Here is a 15,592-nt window from a genome sequence, read left to right on the forward strand (position 1 = left end):
CGGGTGAGCCGCGCGACCGCTCGACCGCCGGCGGCGTCGGTCACGTCACGGGAGGTCTGGCCGCGGTATCCGGTTTGAACCCTCGGGTGCTCGTCCGCCGGAGCGACGCCGTCGACACCTACCGCGGTGCGTGGGAGCCGCCGAACTCGGAGCCGTCGATTACAAACCGATGCGTCCCGAACGCCGATCCGGTGCCACACGCGACCGACGGCGACGTCAGGCTCTACTACGAGACCCACGGCGAGGGGTACGCGGCCGAGGGAGACGACGCCGTGGGAACCGTCGCCTTCTGCGGCGAACTCGGCTTCGGACCCTGGCAGTGGGGCTGGCAGCACGCGGCGCTCGCCGGCCCCTACGAGACGGTCGTGCCGGCGACCCGCGGGACCGACGACTCCGACGCGCCGCCCGGTCCCTGCTCGATGGCGGACCTCGCCGCGGACCTCGAGACCGTCCTCTCGGACGCGGGCGTCCGCTCGACCCACCTCGTCGGCGTCGGCCTCGGCGGGATGGTCGCGCTGACCGCGGCGCTGCGGTCCGAACGAATCCGGAGACTCGTGCTCGTCGGTGCCGGCGCCTCCGGGGACGGCCTGAACCCCGACCCTCTCCGGGTCGACCTCACGGACTTCGCCGCGATCGAACGGACGCTGGAGGCCGCCTTCTCCCGCGAGTTCGTCGACTCCCACCCCGACGTCCTCTCCCGCATCGCCGAGTGGCGCGCCGCCGAGGACGCCGGGCCGGAGGCGTGGGACGCCACGCGGGCGGCGCTCGACGCGTTCGACCTCTCGGACCGCCTGTACGAGGTGACGAACGAGACGCTCGTCCTACACGGGAGCGAGGATCGGATCACCCCCCCGGTGCGTGGCGAGGAACTGGCCGAGGGACTCCCACGCGGCACGTTCGAGGCCGTCGAGGGCGCCGGCCACCTCGCGAACGTCGAACGCTCGAAGCCGGTGAACGACCGGATTCTGGCGTTCCTCGGGGAGATGTCGCCCTGACTCGGGCGGGGATTACCCGGACGGGTCGACCGCTCCCGTTCGGGAAACCTCCCTCGGGTACGACCCGGATCACCCAGCCCCACCCACGACCGAAACCCGCGACGCGGTCCGCTCACCTGTTGCGCCGTTTGAACCAGCGTTTCATCCTGGACCTGATCCCGGTGCTCCGCTTGACCATGATCACGGTGTTCTCCGCCCGCTGCCCGATCTCCTCCGGGATCGCTCCGAACAGCAGTTGCTGGAACAGGCCTTCACGGGTCGCGCCGACGAGCGTGACGTCGTACTCGCTCGACATCTCGACGATCGTGTCGGCGACTGCTCGACCCTCGATCACGGACTCGTCGACGTTGGCATCGGCGTCGAACGTCGACCGGATCGCGGCGAGTTTCTCCCGGGCCTCGGTTCGGTCAGCGTTCGAGGCGTCCGGAGCGACGACGTTGATGACGTGGACGTGGGCGTTCGTCGCCCGTCCGATCGCCCGAGCCACCTCCGCGGCGAACTTCGCGTGTGGCCCGCCGGCGATCGGGAGCAGGATCTCCTCCACGGAACCCGGGCGTGGACCGATCCGTTCCACCAGGACGTCACACCGCGCCTTCGTGATGACCTCGTCGACGTTGCTCCCGAAGACGAAGTCCTGGCGGCGGGAGCGCCCGCGCCACCCGAGCAGGACGGCGTCCACGTCGCCGTGTTCGATCGTGTTGAGGATCGCCTGCGCCACGTCGTGGCCGATGCGGATCGTCCCCCCGATGGGGACGTTCGCCTCCTCGCCGATCTCCATCGCGCGGTCGAGGACCTCCCGCTCGTCCTCGACGAACCGACGACCCTCCGAGAGCGGCGTCTGCTGGGGAACCGTCACGACGCTCATCACGACGATCTCCCCGTCGTTCTCGCGTGCGAGGTCGATGGCCGTCCGGATGAGTTGGTCGGCCGACTCGGGGTTGGCGAGCGGGACGAGAATCCGATAGTCGTGCTGGCCGGAGGCCTGCTCGGCAACGATCGCCGGCGACTCCCGCTCGAGTTTCTCCGCCTCCTTCCGCCGGGAGTACCCGTAGTAGATCAGGAGGCCGATCGTCATCCAGATCGCCGTCGTACCGAGGGCGACCAACCCGTGGTTGCCCGTTCCGATGCCGATCGCTTCCAGCCCGAGCGCGCGGATCAGGAACGGCGTCAGGAGCAACTGGAGCCCGATGCCGATCAGCGGGGGCCACGGCATGTACGGGACCTCGTAGGTCCGTGGGAGGTCCGGGTGCGTCTGCCGCATCCGGATGAGCGTCCAGTTCACCTGGACGAAGAGGAGGATGAACATGATGTCGGCCGAGGCCGCGACCGCTTCGATCGGGAGGATGACGGCCATCGCCGCGATGAGGATCGCCGACAGCAGGATCGCCCAGTGAGGCGTCCGCTTCTCCGGGTGAACGTTGTCGAAGAACCCCGGGAGCGCACGGTCCCGACCCATGGCGAACGAGACCCTGGAGGACGAGTAGATCGTGGCGTTGAGGGCGCTCATCGTCGCCGTCAGCCCCGCGATCAGCAGGAGCGGGACGCCGTAGGGGACGAACTGGCCGGCGGCCCGAATGATCCCCAGTTCACCCATCTCCCCGAGGAGCTGCCACGTGTACTCGGGGGCGGGGCCGGGGAACGGCCGCGCGAGTTCGATCGCGCCGCTCGTCACGTCGATGCCGCCGATGGCGGCGAAGGCGACCAGAACGTATATCGGGACGACGATCGCGAGCGAGTAGAAGACGGCCCTCGGGACGTTCGTCCCCGGTTCGACGACCTCCTCGCCGGACTGGACGATGATCTCGTAGCCCTCGAAGGCGATGTACGTGAACCCCATCGCCCCGATGATCCCGACGACGCCGTTGGGCATGAACCCGGGGTTCGAGAGGAACTTCCGGGGCCACGTCGGCGTCGAGAGCGTGGCCATGATCCCGAAGACGACGAACACGCCGAGGAGGATCACCTTGATCGCGGTGACGACGATCCCGGCCTTCCCCGTCTCCTCGGCACCTTGGTAGTTGATGTAGGCGAACGCGCCGACCATCAGGACGGCCAGTGCCCTGTCGGCCATGCCCGGAGTGACGAATCCCCACAGGAGGAAGTCGTGGCCGAGCGCCGTCCCGTAGATGATGAATTCCAGGAGGAAGGCCCCGAAGGTGACGGCGTATAGCGAGCAGGCGACGGCGTGGGCGAACCAGCTCATCCACCCCGCGTAGAACCCGTTGGGGTCGACGAGCGCCTCCTTCACCCAGAGGTACCCCCCACCCGCCTCCGGGAACGCGGCGCCGAGTTCGGCGTACGACACGGCGGTGAACAGCGCGACGAACCCGTTCAACGCGAACGCGAGGACGAGGGCGGGGCCGGCGATGCCGGCGGCGAACCCGGTGAGCGCGAACACGCCCGCGCCGATCATCGCGCCGACCCCGATGAAGGTGATGTCGAAGAGGCTCATGTCCCGGGAGAGTTCGGTCTCGATCCCCTCGGAACGATCGCCCTCGCCGGCGTTCGCGGGCGCGTCATCGCTCATACCTCCAAATATCCCGGCCGCAACCACCGTAAGCGTTCGGAGGGAGCGCCCGGAAGGTCGTAGCGGTCGCTGGCTCCCGAAGTCGGCTACTCCACGTCACCCCTGTGGCACGCCGCTTGGCAACTCACCCGGCTGCAGCGGGGAGGTGGTAACCCTCCCACGCGCCACGGGTCTCGACGAAGCAGCTCCCCCGACCACGGCGTCACCTGCCCGCGGCGCAAGGCACTTCCCGTCGGCGCGCCCACCTCCGCCAATGACACGACTGCGGTTCGCCCTGCTGAACGCGGCCCACGCGGACGCGAACACGACGCGGAACTTCCGGCGCGAACTCGACGCCGACCTCGCCGAGTTCGACGCCAACGCCGGCCACCTCCCCGACCACTTCGACTGGGACGGGGTCGTCATCACGGGGTCACGCTCGTCGGTGTACTGGGACGAGGAGTGGATCCCCCCGCTCGTCGAGTGGACCGCCGAGGCCGCCGAGCGCGGCCTCCCGATCCTGGGAGTCTGTTACGGCCACCAGGTGCTCGCGGATGCGCTCGGCGGTCGCGTCGCCGGGATGGACGAGTTCGAGATCGGCTACAGCCGGATCGAACACCTCGGGAACGACGACCTGTTCGAGGGCATCGACGGGGAGTTCACCGCGTTCACGACCCACGGCGACGCCGTCGTGGACCTCCCGCCGGGCGCGAAGCTCGTCGCCGAGAACGAGTTCGGCGTCCACGCGTTCCGGAAGGGGAACGCCTGGGGCGTCCAGTTCCACCCCGAGTACGACACGGACACCGCACGCGAGGTGACCGAGGGGAAGCGCGAGCGCATCGGCGACGCGAAGGTCGACGCCGTGCTGGCCGGCATCACGCCGGAGAACTACGATGCCGCCTGCGAGGCGAAGACGCTCTTCGACAACTTCACCTCGTACGCTCGTCGGGTCCGCGAGGAACGGGCGGCCGGTGCGGACGTCGAGGCGTGATCGACGGCGCGAGCGTCGGAGCGCCCCTCGACGAATCAGCCCGCTGACCGGTTCGTCGTTCGGGGCGTGGTGACGGTTGCGATTGGCTTTTGGTTCGGGGTTCCGACTCCCGAGTATGCTCGATTACGTCGACCTGGAGGAGGACCTCTCGGCCGAGGAGAAACTGATCCGCGACACGGCACGGGAGTTCGTGGCCGAGGAGGTCCAGCCCGAGATCGCCGACCACTACGAGAACGGCACCTTCCCGACCGAACTCATCCCCGAGATGGGCGAACTCGGCTTCTACGCGCCGAACCTGGAGGGGTATGGCTCGCCGAACGTCTCCGAGCACGCGTACGGCCTGCTGATGCAGGAACTGGAGGCGTGCGACTCCGGGCTGCGGTCGATGGCCTCCGTCCAGGGCGCGCTCGTCATGTACCCCATCCACGCGTTCGGCAGCGAGGCCCAGAAGGAGGAGTGGCTCCCGGCGCTCGGGCGGGGCGAGGCGGTCGGCTGCTTCGGCCTGACCGAACCGGACCACGGCTCGAACCCCGCCGGCATGGAGACCCGCGCGGAGCGGGACGCCGACGGCTACGTCCTCAACGGCTCGAAGACGTGGATCACCAACTCCCCCATCGCGGACGTGGCGGTCGTCTGGGCGCGGGACACGTCGGCCGACGACTCGCCGATCCGGGGGTTCCTCGTCGAGACCGACCGCGACGGCGTGTCGACGAACAAGATCGACGAGAAGCTCTCGATGCGCGCCTCCGTCACGGGCGAGATCGGCCTCTCGGACGTGCGGGTCCCCGAGGAGAACGTCCTCCCCGACGTGGAGGGGATGAAGGGTCCGCTGTCGTGTCTCACGCAGGCCCGCTACGGCATCGCCTGGGGCGCGATCGGCGCGGCCCGCGACTGCTTCGAGACGGCGCGGGACTACCAGCTCGACCGCGACCAGTTCGGCGGCCCCATCGCCCGCTTCCAGATTCAACAGCAGAAACTGTCCGAGATGGCGACCCAGATCACGCTGGCCCAGCTGCTCGCGTACCGCCTCGCGGACCTGAAGGAGGACGGCCGGCTGCGCCCCCAGCACGTGTCGATGGCGAAGCGCAACAACGTCCGGATGGCCCGGAACCAGGCGCGGGTCGCCCGCGAGATGCTCGGCGGCAACGGCATCACGACCGACTACTCGCCGATGCGCCACATGAGCAACATGGAGACGGTGTACACCTACGAGGGGACCCACGACATCCACTCGCTCATCCTCGGGCAGGACCTGACCGGCATCGCCGCCTTCGAGTAGGGATCGAGGTCCTCCCCGGACCGTCGACCCGTCGTTCCCGACTCGGGCGCGCGTCGGTCCGCGGCCGGAACCGATCGCCGGTCGAGCCCCGAACGCCTCGCCGCGTTCCTCCGCGAGGCGTTAGCTGCGCTGAAACGGGGTGAACGAACGGCGATTCGAGCTATAATGTCGCCCTAAACTCGGGTAAATAACCCGTGGTCCGGGGGTAGGAACTGTTTAAGACCGTCCCATCCCGTGAAACGACGGCAACGGTCGGCACCCATGAAGTAGTACCCGGCTGAGCGCCGAGTCGAGATGCCGGCCCCAGTCCGCGACCGTACCGCGCTCCTCGACGTGACGAGGGAGGAGGCGTGGGTGGTCCACTCCGCGCTGATGGAACAGCTCCGTGCCGACGCGGCAGGCGACGGCGACCCCGACGGCGACGCCGTCGAGGTGGACGCGCTCGAGCGCCTCGAGCGATCCCCCGTGCAGTTCACCCCCGACGAGGCCAGAGCCGTCCGCGAGGCGCTCGTGGAGTATCTCGCACACGCCCCGCCCCGGGACCGGGCACCGGGACGGGCCGCGCTCCGCACGACCGAGTCCGTGCTGGGGTGAGTCGACCCCGTACTCGGTGGGCCACCCGTACGCCGTGGGTCGACCTCCGATCCGGAGAACCGAACGCGTGAGCGCCGACGTCCGCGAAATTTTATTCCGGAAGACGCCCCACCTCCGTCTGTGTCCCCACCGTCCGCCCGCCCGTTTCGCCCTGCGCTCGCGGTCGCCTGCCTCCTCGCGGGCGCGGTCGGCGTCGCGGCGGCCCACCCCATCGTCCTCCTCGAGGACCGGTCGCTCGAGGCCGAATCGGGCGGGACGGTCGAGGTGCCGCTCGCGTTCCACGACGTTGACCGGGCGACGCTGACGGTGAGCGACGGGGACGGGTTCGAACTCGCCGCGACGGTCGTCGATTCGGACCGCGACGGCTCGGTCACGGTCGCCCTCGACACGGCGGCGGTCGGCAGGGGGAACGCGACCGCCGCGCTCTCGGCCGAGGGCGGTGCCGTTCGGAACGCGACGGTCGAGGACCCCGCCGGCGGGGCGCTCCCTCCCGGCGAGTACACGGTGACGGTCGCTCCGCCGAACGGCGGGCGAGACGAGGGGACGCTCCGGGTGACGTCCGTCGAGCGAACGGGAGCCTCGGCCGGGTCGACGTCGTCGGACGAGGGACCGACCGAGACGGCGACGACGGCCCCGGCTTCGACCGGAACGTCCGCCGCCGCGGACGGGCCGGACTGGCTCCCCTGGCCGCCGAACCTCCTGCTCGCGCTGTTCGGGCCGGCCGTCCCCGTGGTCGCGCTCGCCGGTGCCTCCCGCCTCGGCGGCGAGTGAATCGCCGAAGCGGACGACGCGAGCGGGAACCGACGGGACCCGCCGGCGGCCAGGCCCGCACGCCTTTTGTACGCGACGGCACAACCTCCGCCGATGGGAATCGACCCGAACTTCGAGGACGCCCGCGAGCGGGTCGGCGAGGAGAACGGCCTGGACGTGTGGGGGCCGGTCGACGAGCCGGAGAAACTCGGCATCCACGGGAGCCACGTCGCCGTCGACTACGACGTCTGTATCGCGGACGGCGCCTGCCTGGAGAACTGCCCCGTCGACGTGTTCGACTGGGTCGACACGCCCGGCCACCCCGCGAGCGAGACGAAAGTGGAACCGACCCGCGAGGACCAGTGCATCGACTGCATGCTCTGCGTCGACATCTGCCCGGTCGACGCCATCGACGTGGACGCCTCTCGGTCCTGATCCGAACCGGGCCGATGCAGTAGATCACGTCCTCGAGCGCCACGCGTTCGGTCTTCAGACTCCGCCACTATGGGCCGAATCTCGGCAACGACCGCTGATTTCGGAGCTAGTCGGCGGTCGTTGGCGAGACGTCTCCCGTCGGGGCCGTCGTCCGGGCCTCCTTCGCCTCCAGCGCCTCGCAGAGCAGTTCGGCCACGTCGATCACCTCGATGTCGTCCTCGAAGTCGCCGGTCTTGCGGCCGTCCTCGTACATCGTGCCGCACATCGGACACGCGACGACGAACTTCTCCACCGCGCTCCCGGCGTCGGTGTCCTCGAGCGCCTCGCGGAGGCGCTCCTCGCTCGGCTTGGGGTCCTCGTCGAAGTCCATCCAGAGGCCGCCCCCGCCGCCGCCACAGCAGAACGAGTCGGCGCGGTTGCGCGGCATCTCCGAGAGTTCGACGCCCGTCGCGCGGATGAGTTCGCGCGGCGCCTCGTACACCTCGTTCATCCGGCCGAGGTGGCACGGGTCGTGGTACGTCGCGGCGTAGTCCAGTTCCGTCCCGTCGAGGCCGAGTCGGCCCTGCCCCACGAGGTCCTCGACGACCTCCGTGTAGTGGAATACTGGGGCGTCGAACTCGCTCATCTCCGGGTACTCGTTCCGGAACGTGTTCATCGAGTGGGGGTCGGTCGTGACGACCTTCTCGAAGGTGCAGGAGGCGAACGCCTCGACGTTGTCCTCGACGAGCATCTCGAAGAGGCCCTCCTCGCCGACGCGCCGCACGTCGTTGCCGTCGTGCCCCTCGTCCTCGTAGAGGATGCCGTAGGAGACGCCGGCGCGCTCGAACAGCGTGGCGAGCGAGCGGGCGACGCGACGGTTCCGGTCGTCGTAGCTCGGGTACTCGCCGACGTACCAGAGGAACTCCACGTCCTCCTCGCGGGCGTCCGGCACCTCGAAGTCGAGGTCGTCGGTCCAGTCGGGGCGCTTCCGGGCCGGGTCGCCGAAGGTGTTCCCGTTCTGGAACACGTTCATCATCGCGTCCTGGACCCCCTCGTCCATCTGGCCCGTCTCCGTCAGGCGGCGGTTCATCTGCGTGAACTCCGCGACGTGCTCGATGTCGACCGGACAGGCGTCCATGCAGGCCATGCAGGACATGCACGACTCCATCGTCTCGGCGGCGATGACCGACTCCCCGCCGTCAGCGATTATCTCGACCTCGTCGGTCCGGCCGGCGTCGAGGTCCTCCCGGTAGGACTTCAGGTCGAGGATGACGTCGCGTGGGTCGAGCGGTCGGCCGGACGCCTTCGCGGGACAGACCGACGAACAGCGGCCGCACTTCGTGCAGGCGTCCTGGTCGAGGATGTGGCGCCACGAGAAGTCCTCGATGGAGGCGTAGCCGATCTCGTCGGGGCCCGCGTCCGCGGGCACGCCCGGCAGGCGGACGCCCGCCTTCTCGTCGCGGGTGACGACGTTGGCGAAACTCGAGAGCATGTGGAACGGCTTCGCGTACGGGATCAGCGCGATGAATCCGAACGCGAGCAGCGAGTGGCTCCACCACGCGGGGTTGTACAGCGCCTCGGCGGTCGCCGGCCCGAGGCCGAGTTCGGCGAACACGCCCGCCAGGAAGAAGCCGACGAACGAGACGCGCTCGAAGGGGATGAACTGCAGCCCCGAGGCGGTTGCCTCGGCGGTGCCGACGATGCGGAGCGCCTCCAGGACGTAGCCGCCGACGCCCAGCAGGAACAGCGTCCAGACGAACGCGTCGTCCTCCAGCGAGGTGTGCTTGCCCCACAGGCGCCCCTCGCGGCGGCGGTAGCGGCGCCAGATGGCCATGCCGACGCCGACGACGAACAGGAGGCCCATCGCGTCCATCACGAACGAGTACGAGAGGTAGAAGTCGCCGACGAAGAACGACTCGCCGGTGACCGGCTGCCACACGTCCATGTCGACCCCGAGGATGGCGGTGCCGATGAGCAGGGTCAGGAAGCCCCAGACGATGAACGCGTGCATCACGCCGGCGTACGCGTCGCGGTCGAACTGGCCGCGGTTCGAGGCGACGGTCGCGGCGGCGGTGAGTACCCTGGAGGGTAGGTCGTCGAGGCGGTCGAACCAGTCGTCGGTCCCGTCGGCGTAACGTGCGAACCGGGCGTAGGTGCCGTGAAGGAAGAACAGGATGGCGACCGCCGCGAGGAAGTAGAAGACGGCCTTCCCGACCGGACCGACCGTCCAGAACGTCTCGCGGGTCACCTGGTCGGCTTGCATACGCACACGCCGGCGGGCGCGGTGGTTAAATCTTCTCACACGGTCGACCCGCGGGGTTCCGTTCACGTCCCCGTCGTCCCGATCGGGACGACGGAGGGTCCGACCGTCGGGAGCGCTGCCGGCGGCAACACTCGGGGCTCGGGGAGTGACGCGGTGCGGTCGACCGCAGCGGCGTCGCCACGCACGGATCCGCGATCCCGGCCGCTTCGACGAACGACGATTCCTCCATCGTCAGTCGTGCGGCGAACCGCCGGAGATCGAACGTCTCGACCCCGCTATTGCCCCCAGTAGGCTTTTGTATCGCCATCGCGTCCAAACGTACCCATGGACGAGAAGACGGCCGAGCTCCGGGACATCTTCATCGACGCCACCGGCTCCGACACGGTCACCGAGAGCCAGGAGGAGTCGCCCGGCTCGCTGGCGGACGAGCAGGGGGAAGACGGGGAGCGGATCCGCGAACTCGTCGCCGCGATGCGCGAGCGCTACGAGTTCGACTCGGGGCTCGACGACGAGACCCTGGAGGCGGTCGTCCGACGGTATCACGACGGCGACGACGACGCGACCATCGCCACGGCGCTCGACCTCGACGAGGGGACCGTGTTCGACGCGCGGATGGACCTCCACCTCGTCCGGGAGTCGGACCGCGACGCCCCGTTCGGGATGGAGCTCCTCCGGTCGATGCACGTCGAGGACTTCTCGACGGAGGAGATCGCGAACCGGCTCGGGAGCGACGAGGCGACGGTGACCCACTACGTCTCGGTCGTCGATGCCGACCTGGAGTCGACGCGGGCGAACGACCGCTTCCGCGACGAGTTCGCGGAGTTGCTCGCGGACGCGGACCTCTCGGGCGGGCTCACCGACGAGGCCCACGAGGACGGCCTGCGGGAGGCGACCGAGGACATGGAGACCGACGTTTCCTTCTAGAGAACCTCTTTTGCGGGGGCATGTCCTCGCGCGTCGGCGGAGCCGACGCGCTGCGGCCAGACCCACGCAAAACCCGTTCATGCCAAAAGGCCGCGAGCACCGGTCGGCGCGGCTGCGCCGCGCCTCTCTCGCTCGCGGTACGACTGCTGGTGCAAACCGCATCCGGTTGGCCGGCCTGGATTACTCCGAGCAAATGGCAGGTTCGACCTCGTGAGTCCTTCTATCGATAGCTACAGTTGAACCATTAACCGCCAAGTATAGAAGTCATCTTTAGAGCTACTCCTCTATCAGTAATTCCGTATCACCATCGTAGATCTCCACGATGAGGTTAGAGCCCATTCGGAGGTCATACTCCTCGATCTGGACTGGATACGTGGATTCGAATCCGCTATCTCCTTCGATACGGAGTTCGTATTGACCTGTCGTGTCAATCTCCGTTTCGACGGTTTCGTGTTCTCCCTGTGAAACCTGCACTTCTCCCTCGGAAACCACCGTTCCTTCAGACATGATGGAAAAGTGAACGGCTACGTCCGCAGAAGATTCATTACCGAACGCGAGCATGATTTTCTCCGCGGACGTTCGGGTTTCAGCCGATTCTGTTGAGCCCATCGGTGTTGGAGAGTTAGCCCCTGTGTCGGTAGGAGTGGATGATGGGTCTCGTTGTGCCAAGCACCCACCACCGGTTACTAGACCAAATGCGGTGGCTCCTTTGAGGAGGGTTTTACGACGAGTGAGCGGAGGCATTGATTGACGCTGAGATTAGTATTGGTAAGTGTTTTGTGACGATGGGTTTGCAGATCCACTTATCGATTATTTTACTTGCTGAATCCGTGGATAGAACCCCTACAACGTTTCTCCTGCTGAGATATTCGGGGACTTCGGAGGCGGTAACCACCAGCGTCAGTACCGCGAGCGAGGGAGCGAAGCGACCGCTGCTCGCGGCATTTTGGCATGAACGGGTTTACCGGGGTTCGACGAGCGAGCGAAGCGAGCGAGGAGGACCCCGGCTAAGAGAGGTTCAGGTTGAGGTTCAAATACGAAAGCGGGACCACACCGCCCATGCCCTCCGGAGACCTGGTCGCGTTCTCGGATCTCGCCAGGGCCGCCTACTGCCCCCGACAGCTGTACTACCTCCGGCGCGACGACCGCGAACCGCCCGAGGAGGCGACCGAGCGGATCGACCTCGCGTTCCGCTACCCGACGTTGCGCTCGGCGGACGACGACGCCCTCCGCGAGGCGCCCGTCGACCGTCCGCCCGACGACTACCGCGCGGCGCTCGACCGCCTCGCCGACCGCGAGGAGTGGGCGGCGCTGACCGACCCGGGTTCGACCCGGACCCTGCTGGAGGGGAAGGACTGCCGCGGCATCGCCCACAAGGTGCTCGACCCGGACGACGGGCCGCCGGTCCCGACGCTCGTCTCGCCCGGCGCCCCGCCCGAGCAGGGGGTCTGGGAGCCGCAGGCGGTCCGGGCGGTGGCCGCGGCGAAGGCGCTCGCGTGGGAGCGGGGGCGCGAGGTGCCGCGGGCGCTGGTCGAGTATCCGGCCCACGGGGTCGTGCGGGAGGTCCGTCTGGGGGTCCGGAAGGCCGCGGCCTACCGGCGGACGCTCCGGACCGTCAGGTCGATGGACGGCCCGCCGCCGCGACTCCGCGGCAGCGACAAGTGCGACCCCTGCGACTACCGGGCGGAGTGCGGCGTCGAGACGCGCAGCCTCAGGTCGTGGCTGGGGCTGTGACCCTGCCAGCCGTGGTCGCGCGGGCGGTCACTCGGGGGTCGCTCAGGGTTCGGAGGCGAGCCACTCGCGGACCGCGTCGGCTCGGAGGCCGGCGCGGTGGATGACGCCGCGCTCGGGGTCGACGACGGTGCTCTCGCCGCCGGGCGTCTCCCCGGCGTCGAGGACGGCATCGACCCGCGCGCGGAAGTCGGGGTCGAGGTCGGCGACGCGGCGGGCGCTCCCCTCGCCCGACCTGTTCGCACTCGTGGCGGTGATCGGACCGGCCTCGCGGGCGAGCGCCCGCGCGACCGGGTGATCGGGCACCCGGACGCCGACGCGCTCGCGCCCGCCGGTCAGGACGTCCGGGAGCTCCGGCCCCTGCTCGACGACGACCGTGACGGGGCCGGGCAGGAACGCCCGGAGGAACCGCTCGGCGCGCTCGCTCGCGTCCGTCGCCGACAGCGCCGCGTCCACGTCCGCGAAGGCGACCGAGAGCGGCCGGTCGCGAGGGCGCCCCTTTACCTCGAACACGCGCACGACGGCGTCGGGGTCCATCGCGTTGGCGCCGAGGCCGTACACCGTCTCGGTCGGGTAGACGACCAGCCCGCCCTCGCGGATCGTCCCGGCGGCCGCCGAGACGTCGGGGTCGGAGGCGCCGTCGGGTCGGGCGTCCGGTTCGGGGTCGGCGTCGGTCATCTACAGGTCGTCGATGCGAGCCTCGATCTCGTCGTAGTCGGGGAAGTCGGGCCACTCGCTCGCGACCCAGGCGTACCGGACCGTCCGGTCGGAATCGAGCAGGAACACCGCGGGCCGGTGTTCCGTGACGCCCGTCATCCCGTCGAGGTCGTGTTCGATGCCGTACTCGGCGGCGACGCCCGCGCCCGGGTCCGAGAACAGCCGGTAGTCCATCCCCCGCTCCTCGATGAACGTCCCGTGTTCGTACGGCGTGGAGACGGAGACGCCGACGACCGTTGGGTCGCCGTCGGCGGGGTCGCCCGCCGTTCCAGTCCCCCACCCCCGACCACGGACCTCGTTCCAGACGTACGTCGCCGGGAACGCCCCGTCCATCGGGAAGAAGACGAGTACGACGGGCCCCTCGTCGGTCAGCTCCGAGAGGGACGCGTCCTCCCAGTACTCCCGGTTCACCAGCGGACGGGTGAAGTCGGACGCCGTGTCGCCCGGTTCGGGGTGGTCCGCCTCGGGGAGGTCGACGACTTCGAAGTCCGGCATCAGTCCTCACCCCCGGCGTCGCCGCTCGCGTCGGCCGCTTTCCCGTCGCCGTACGTCCGCTCGAGGTACTCGACGATGTTCGCGGACTCGGACATCGTGACCCCGGTCCCCTCGTCGACGATGGCCGGGACGGTGCGCTTGTTCGTCAGCCGGGCGACGACGTTCCGGTCCGAGTGCATCGGTTCGACGAACCTGGACGCGTACGGCAGGTCGTGCTCGTCCAGTTTCCGGACGACCCGCTCGCAGTACGGACACGCCTGCAGTCGGTACAGCGTGATGGCCGGTTCGCGTGGCATTGACGGGGCTAGGGCGGGCGCGGCCCTAACGTCTTCGCCCCCGGAACCTCGCGACGGGGGTGCGATACGCGGGCGTCGCCGTCGACGAGGCGCGTCCCGGGCGGTTCTCACGCGCTGTACTTTGAGGACAACGCTTAATTCGGGTCCCCGGTAACCCACGGTATCGCATGGGTTTGTCGATGGGATACCCCGCTCTAGTGGCGCCCGCACCGCTGCAAGTGGGCGGTTTCGCCCGATCGCTGCCGATCAACGACACGACGATCACGATCGGAGGGGCCATCGCCATCCTCGTCCTCGTCGCGCTCTCCGCGTTCTTCTCCTCCTCGGAGATCGCGATGTTCTCGCTCGCGAACCACCGCGTCGAACATCTCGTCGAGGAGGGCAAGCGCGGCGCGCGGACGGTCCAGCGGCTGAAGGAGGACCCCCACCGACTGCTCGTCACTATCCTCGTGGGGAACAACGTCGTCAACATTGCGATGTCCTCGCTGGCGACCGCCATCGTCAGCATCTACTTCGACGCGGGCCCCGCCGTCCTCATCTCCACGTTCGGCATCACCTCGCTCGTCCTGCTGTTCGGCGAGTCGGCCCCGAAGAGCTACGCCGTCGAGAACACCGAGTCCTGGTCGCTCCGCATCGCGCGCCCGCTGAAGTACTCCGAGTACGTCCTGCTGCCGCTGGTCGTCACCTTCGACCACCTCACCAGGCTCGTCAACAAGGTGACCGGCGGGCGCTCGGCCATCGAGACCCAGTACGTCACCCGCGACGAGATCCAGAGCATGATCCAGACCGGGGAGCGCGAAGGGGTCATCGAGGAGGACGAGCGCGAGATGCTCGACCGCATCTTCCGGTTCAACCGGACCATCGCCAAGGAGGTCATGACCCCGCGGCTCGACATCAACGCGGTCCCCAAGGACGCCAGCATCGACGAGGCGATCGAGACCTGCGTGCAGTCGGACCACGAGCGCGTCCCCGTCTACGAGGGGAACCTCGACAACATCGTCGGCGTCGTGAAGGTGCGCGACCTCGTCCGTGCCCGCTACTACGGCGAGGGGACCCCGGACCTCGCGTCGGTCGTCCAGCCGACGCTCCACGTCCCCGAGTCGAAGAACGCCGACGAACTGTTAGAGGAGATGCAGGAGGCCCGGATGCAGATGGTCGTCGTCATCGACGAGTTCGGCACCACCGAGGGGATCATCACGCTGGAGGACATGGTCGAGGAGATCGTCGGCGACATCCTCGAGAGCGACGAGAAGGAGCCGTTCGAGTTCGTCGACGACCGCACCGTGTTGATGCGCGGCGAGGTGAACATCGACGAGGTGAACGAGGTGCTCGGCATCGACCTCCCCGAGGGCGAGGAGTTCGAGACGCTCGCGGGCTTCGTGTTCAACCGCGCCGGCCGGCTGGTCGAGGAGGGCGAGGAGATCAGGTACAACGATGTCTCCATCCGCATCGAGCAGGTGGACAACACCCGGATCATGCGCGCCCGGGTCACCATCGAGGACGACGACGGCGAGGGGGAACCGGAGCCGTCGGAGGAGGCGACCGACGCCGGATCCCAGCAGGAAGTCGAGAACTGAGCGGCGCGGAAGCCGACAGCTGAATCAAGCTGAGAACGGACGTAACGCCGGAACCCGGTC

General features: G+C 68.7%; 15 protein-coding genes. 9 read left to right on the top strand and 6 right to left on the bottom strand.

The window, feature by feature from the left end; all coding sequences use genetic code 11:
* Nucleotides 1–191 precede the first annotated feature (191 nt).
* Nucleotides 192–995 carry an alpha/beta fold hydrolase gene (locus HUG12_RS02245; RefSeq protein WP_179267213.1) on the top strand — a complete coding sequence of 268 codons (804 nt, stop codon included), beginning with the start codon at nt 192–194 and terminating at the stop codon, nt 993–995.
* 112 nt (nt 996–1,107) lie between these two features.
* Here the strand turns inward: HUG12_RS02245 and HUG12_RS02250 are convergent, their stop codons facing one another.
* Nucleotides 1,108–3,522 (bottom strand): amino acid permease, encoded by a 2,415-nt coding sequence (locus HUG12_RS02250; RefSeq protein WP_246308125.1) that lies wholly within the window; start codon nt 3,520–3,522, stop codon nt 1,108–1,110.
* Between the two features lie 253 nt (nt 3,523–3,775).
* Here HUG12_RS02250 and HUG12_RS02255 point away from each other — a divergent pair, with 253 nt between their 5' ends.
* The 5 genes from HUG12_RS02255 to HUG12_RS02275 all read left to right on the top strand — a co-directional run bounded on the left by HUG12_RS02255 (nt 3,776) and on the right by HUG12_RS02275 (nt 7,550).
* Nucleotides 3,776–4,492, top strand: coding sequence for a type 1 glutamine amidotransferase (locus HUG12_RS02255; protein WP_179267214.1), 717 nt, complete (start codon nt 3,776–3,778; stop codon nt 4,490–4,492).
* Between the two features lie 115 nt (nt 4,493–4,607).
* Nucleotides 4,608–5,771, top strand: coding sequence for an acyl-CoA dehydrogenase family protein (locus HUG12_RS02260; protein ID WP_179267215.1), 1,164 nt, complete (start codon nt 4,608–4,610; stop codon nt 5,769–5,771).
* Between the two features lie 294 nt (nt 5,772–6,065).
* Nucleotides 6,066–6,365, top strand: coding sequence for a DUF7853 family protein (locus HUG12_RS02265; RefSeq protein ID WP_179267216.1), 300 nt, complete (start codon nt 6,066–6,068; stop codon nt 6,363–6,365).
* Nucleotides 6,366–6,485: 120 nt separating this feature from the next.
* Nucleotides 6,486–7,136 (top strand): DUF7827 domain-containing protein, encoded by a 651-nt coding sequence (locus tag HUG12_RS02270; protein ID WP_179267217.1) that lies wholly within the window; start codon nt 6,486–6,488, stop codon nt 7,134–7,136.
* A gap of 93 nt (nt 7,137–7,229) precedes the next feature.
* Entirely contained in the window at nt 7,230–7,550 is a 321-nt protein-coding gene (locus HUG12_RS02275) for a 4Fe-4S dicluster domain-containing protein (RefSeq protein WP_179267218.1), read from the top strand.
* Nucleotides 7,551–7,656: 106 nt separating this feature from the next.
* Here the strand turns inward: HUG12_RS02275 and HUG12_RS02280 are convergent, their stop codons facing one another.
* Nucleotides 7,657–9,792: a (Fe-S)-binding protein gene (locus tag HUG12_RS02280; protein WP_179267219.1), complete on the bottom strand. Its 2,136-nt coding sequence runs from the start codon at nt 9,790–9,792 to the stop codon at nt 7,657–7,659.
* A gap of 324 nt (nt 9,793–10,116) precedes the next feature.
* Between HUG12_RS02280 and HUG12_RS02285 the strand changes: the two genes are divergently transcribed.
* Nucleotides 10,117–10,716 (top strand): conditioned medium-induced protein 4, encoded by a 600-nt coding sequence (locus HUG12_RS02285; RefSeq protein WP_179267220.1) that lies wholly within the window; start codon nt 10,117–10,119, stop codon nt 10,714–10,716.
* Between the two features lie 276 nt (nt 10,717–10,992).
* Here the strand turns inward: HUG12_RS02285 and HUG12_RS02290 are convergent, their stop codons facing one another.
* Nucleotides 10,993–11,385, bottom strand: coding sequence for a hypothetical protein (locus tag HUG12_RS02290; protein WP_218836386.1), 393 nt, complete (start codon nt 11,383–11,385; stop codon nt 10,993–10,995).
* A 390-nt stretch (nt 11,386–11,775) separates the two neighbouring features.
* On the opposite strand from HUG12_RS02290, the gene HUG12_RS02295 reads away from it, so the two are divergent.
* The gene (locus HUG12_RS02295) at nt 11,776–12,450 is read left to right on the top strand and encodes a CRISPR-associated protein Cas4 (RefSeq protein WP_179267222.1); all 675 of its coding nucleotides are present in this window, start codon (nt 11,776–11,778) and stop codon (nt 12,448–12,450) included.
* Between the two features lie 42 nt (nt 12,451–12,492).
* Here the strand turns inward: HUG12_RS02295 and HUG12_RS02300 are convergent, their stop codons facing one another.
* From HUG12_RS02300 to HUG12_RS02310, 3 genes are read right to left on the bottom strand one after another with little or no spacing between them, the layout of a single operon-like run.
* Nucleotides 12,493–13,125: an L-threonylcarbamoyladenylate synthase gene (locus HUG12_RS02300; protein WP_179267223.1), complete on the bottom strand. Its 633-nt coding sequence runs from the start codon at nt 13,123–13,125 to the stop codon at nt 12,493–12,495.
* A complete protein-coding gene (locus HUG12_RS02305; RefSeq protein WP_179267224.1) occupies nt 13,126–13,659 on the bottom strand; it encodes a redoxin domain-containing protein in 534 nt (177 codons plus the stop codon). It lies immediately after the preceding gene.
* Nucleotides 13,659–13,955 carry a glutaredoxin family protein gene (locus HUG12_RS02310; RefSeq protein ID WP_179267225.1) on the bottom strand — a complete coding sequence of 99 codons (297 nt, stop codon included), beginning with the start codon at nt 13,953–13,955 and terminating at the stop codon, nt 13,659–13,661. Before HUG12_RS02310 ends, HUG12_RS02305 begins: the two co-directional genes overlap by 1 nt.
* A 179-nt stretch (nt 13,956–14,134) precedes the next feature.
* Between HUG12_RS02310 and HUG12_RS02315 the strand changes: the two genes are divergently transcribed.
* Nucleotides 14,135–15,532 (top strand): hemolysin family protein, encoded by a 1,398-nt coding sequence (locus HUG12_RS02315; protein ID WP_179267226.1) that lies wholly within the window; start codon nt 14,135–14,137, stop codon nt 15,530–15,532.
* Nucleotides 15,533–15,592 lie beyond the last annotated feature (60 nt).

Source organism: Halorarum salinum (genome assembly GCF_013402875.1).
Taxonomy (GTDB): domain Archaea; phylum Halobacteriota; class Halobacteria; order Halobacteriales; family Haloferacaceae; genus Halorarum; species Halorarum salinum.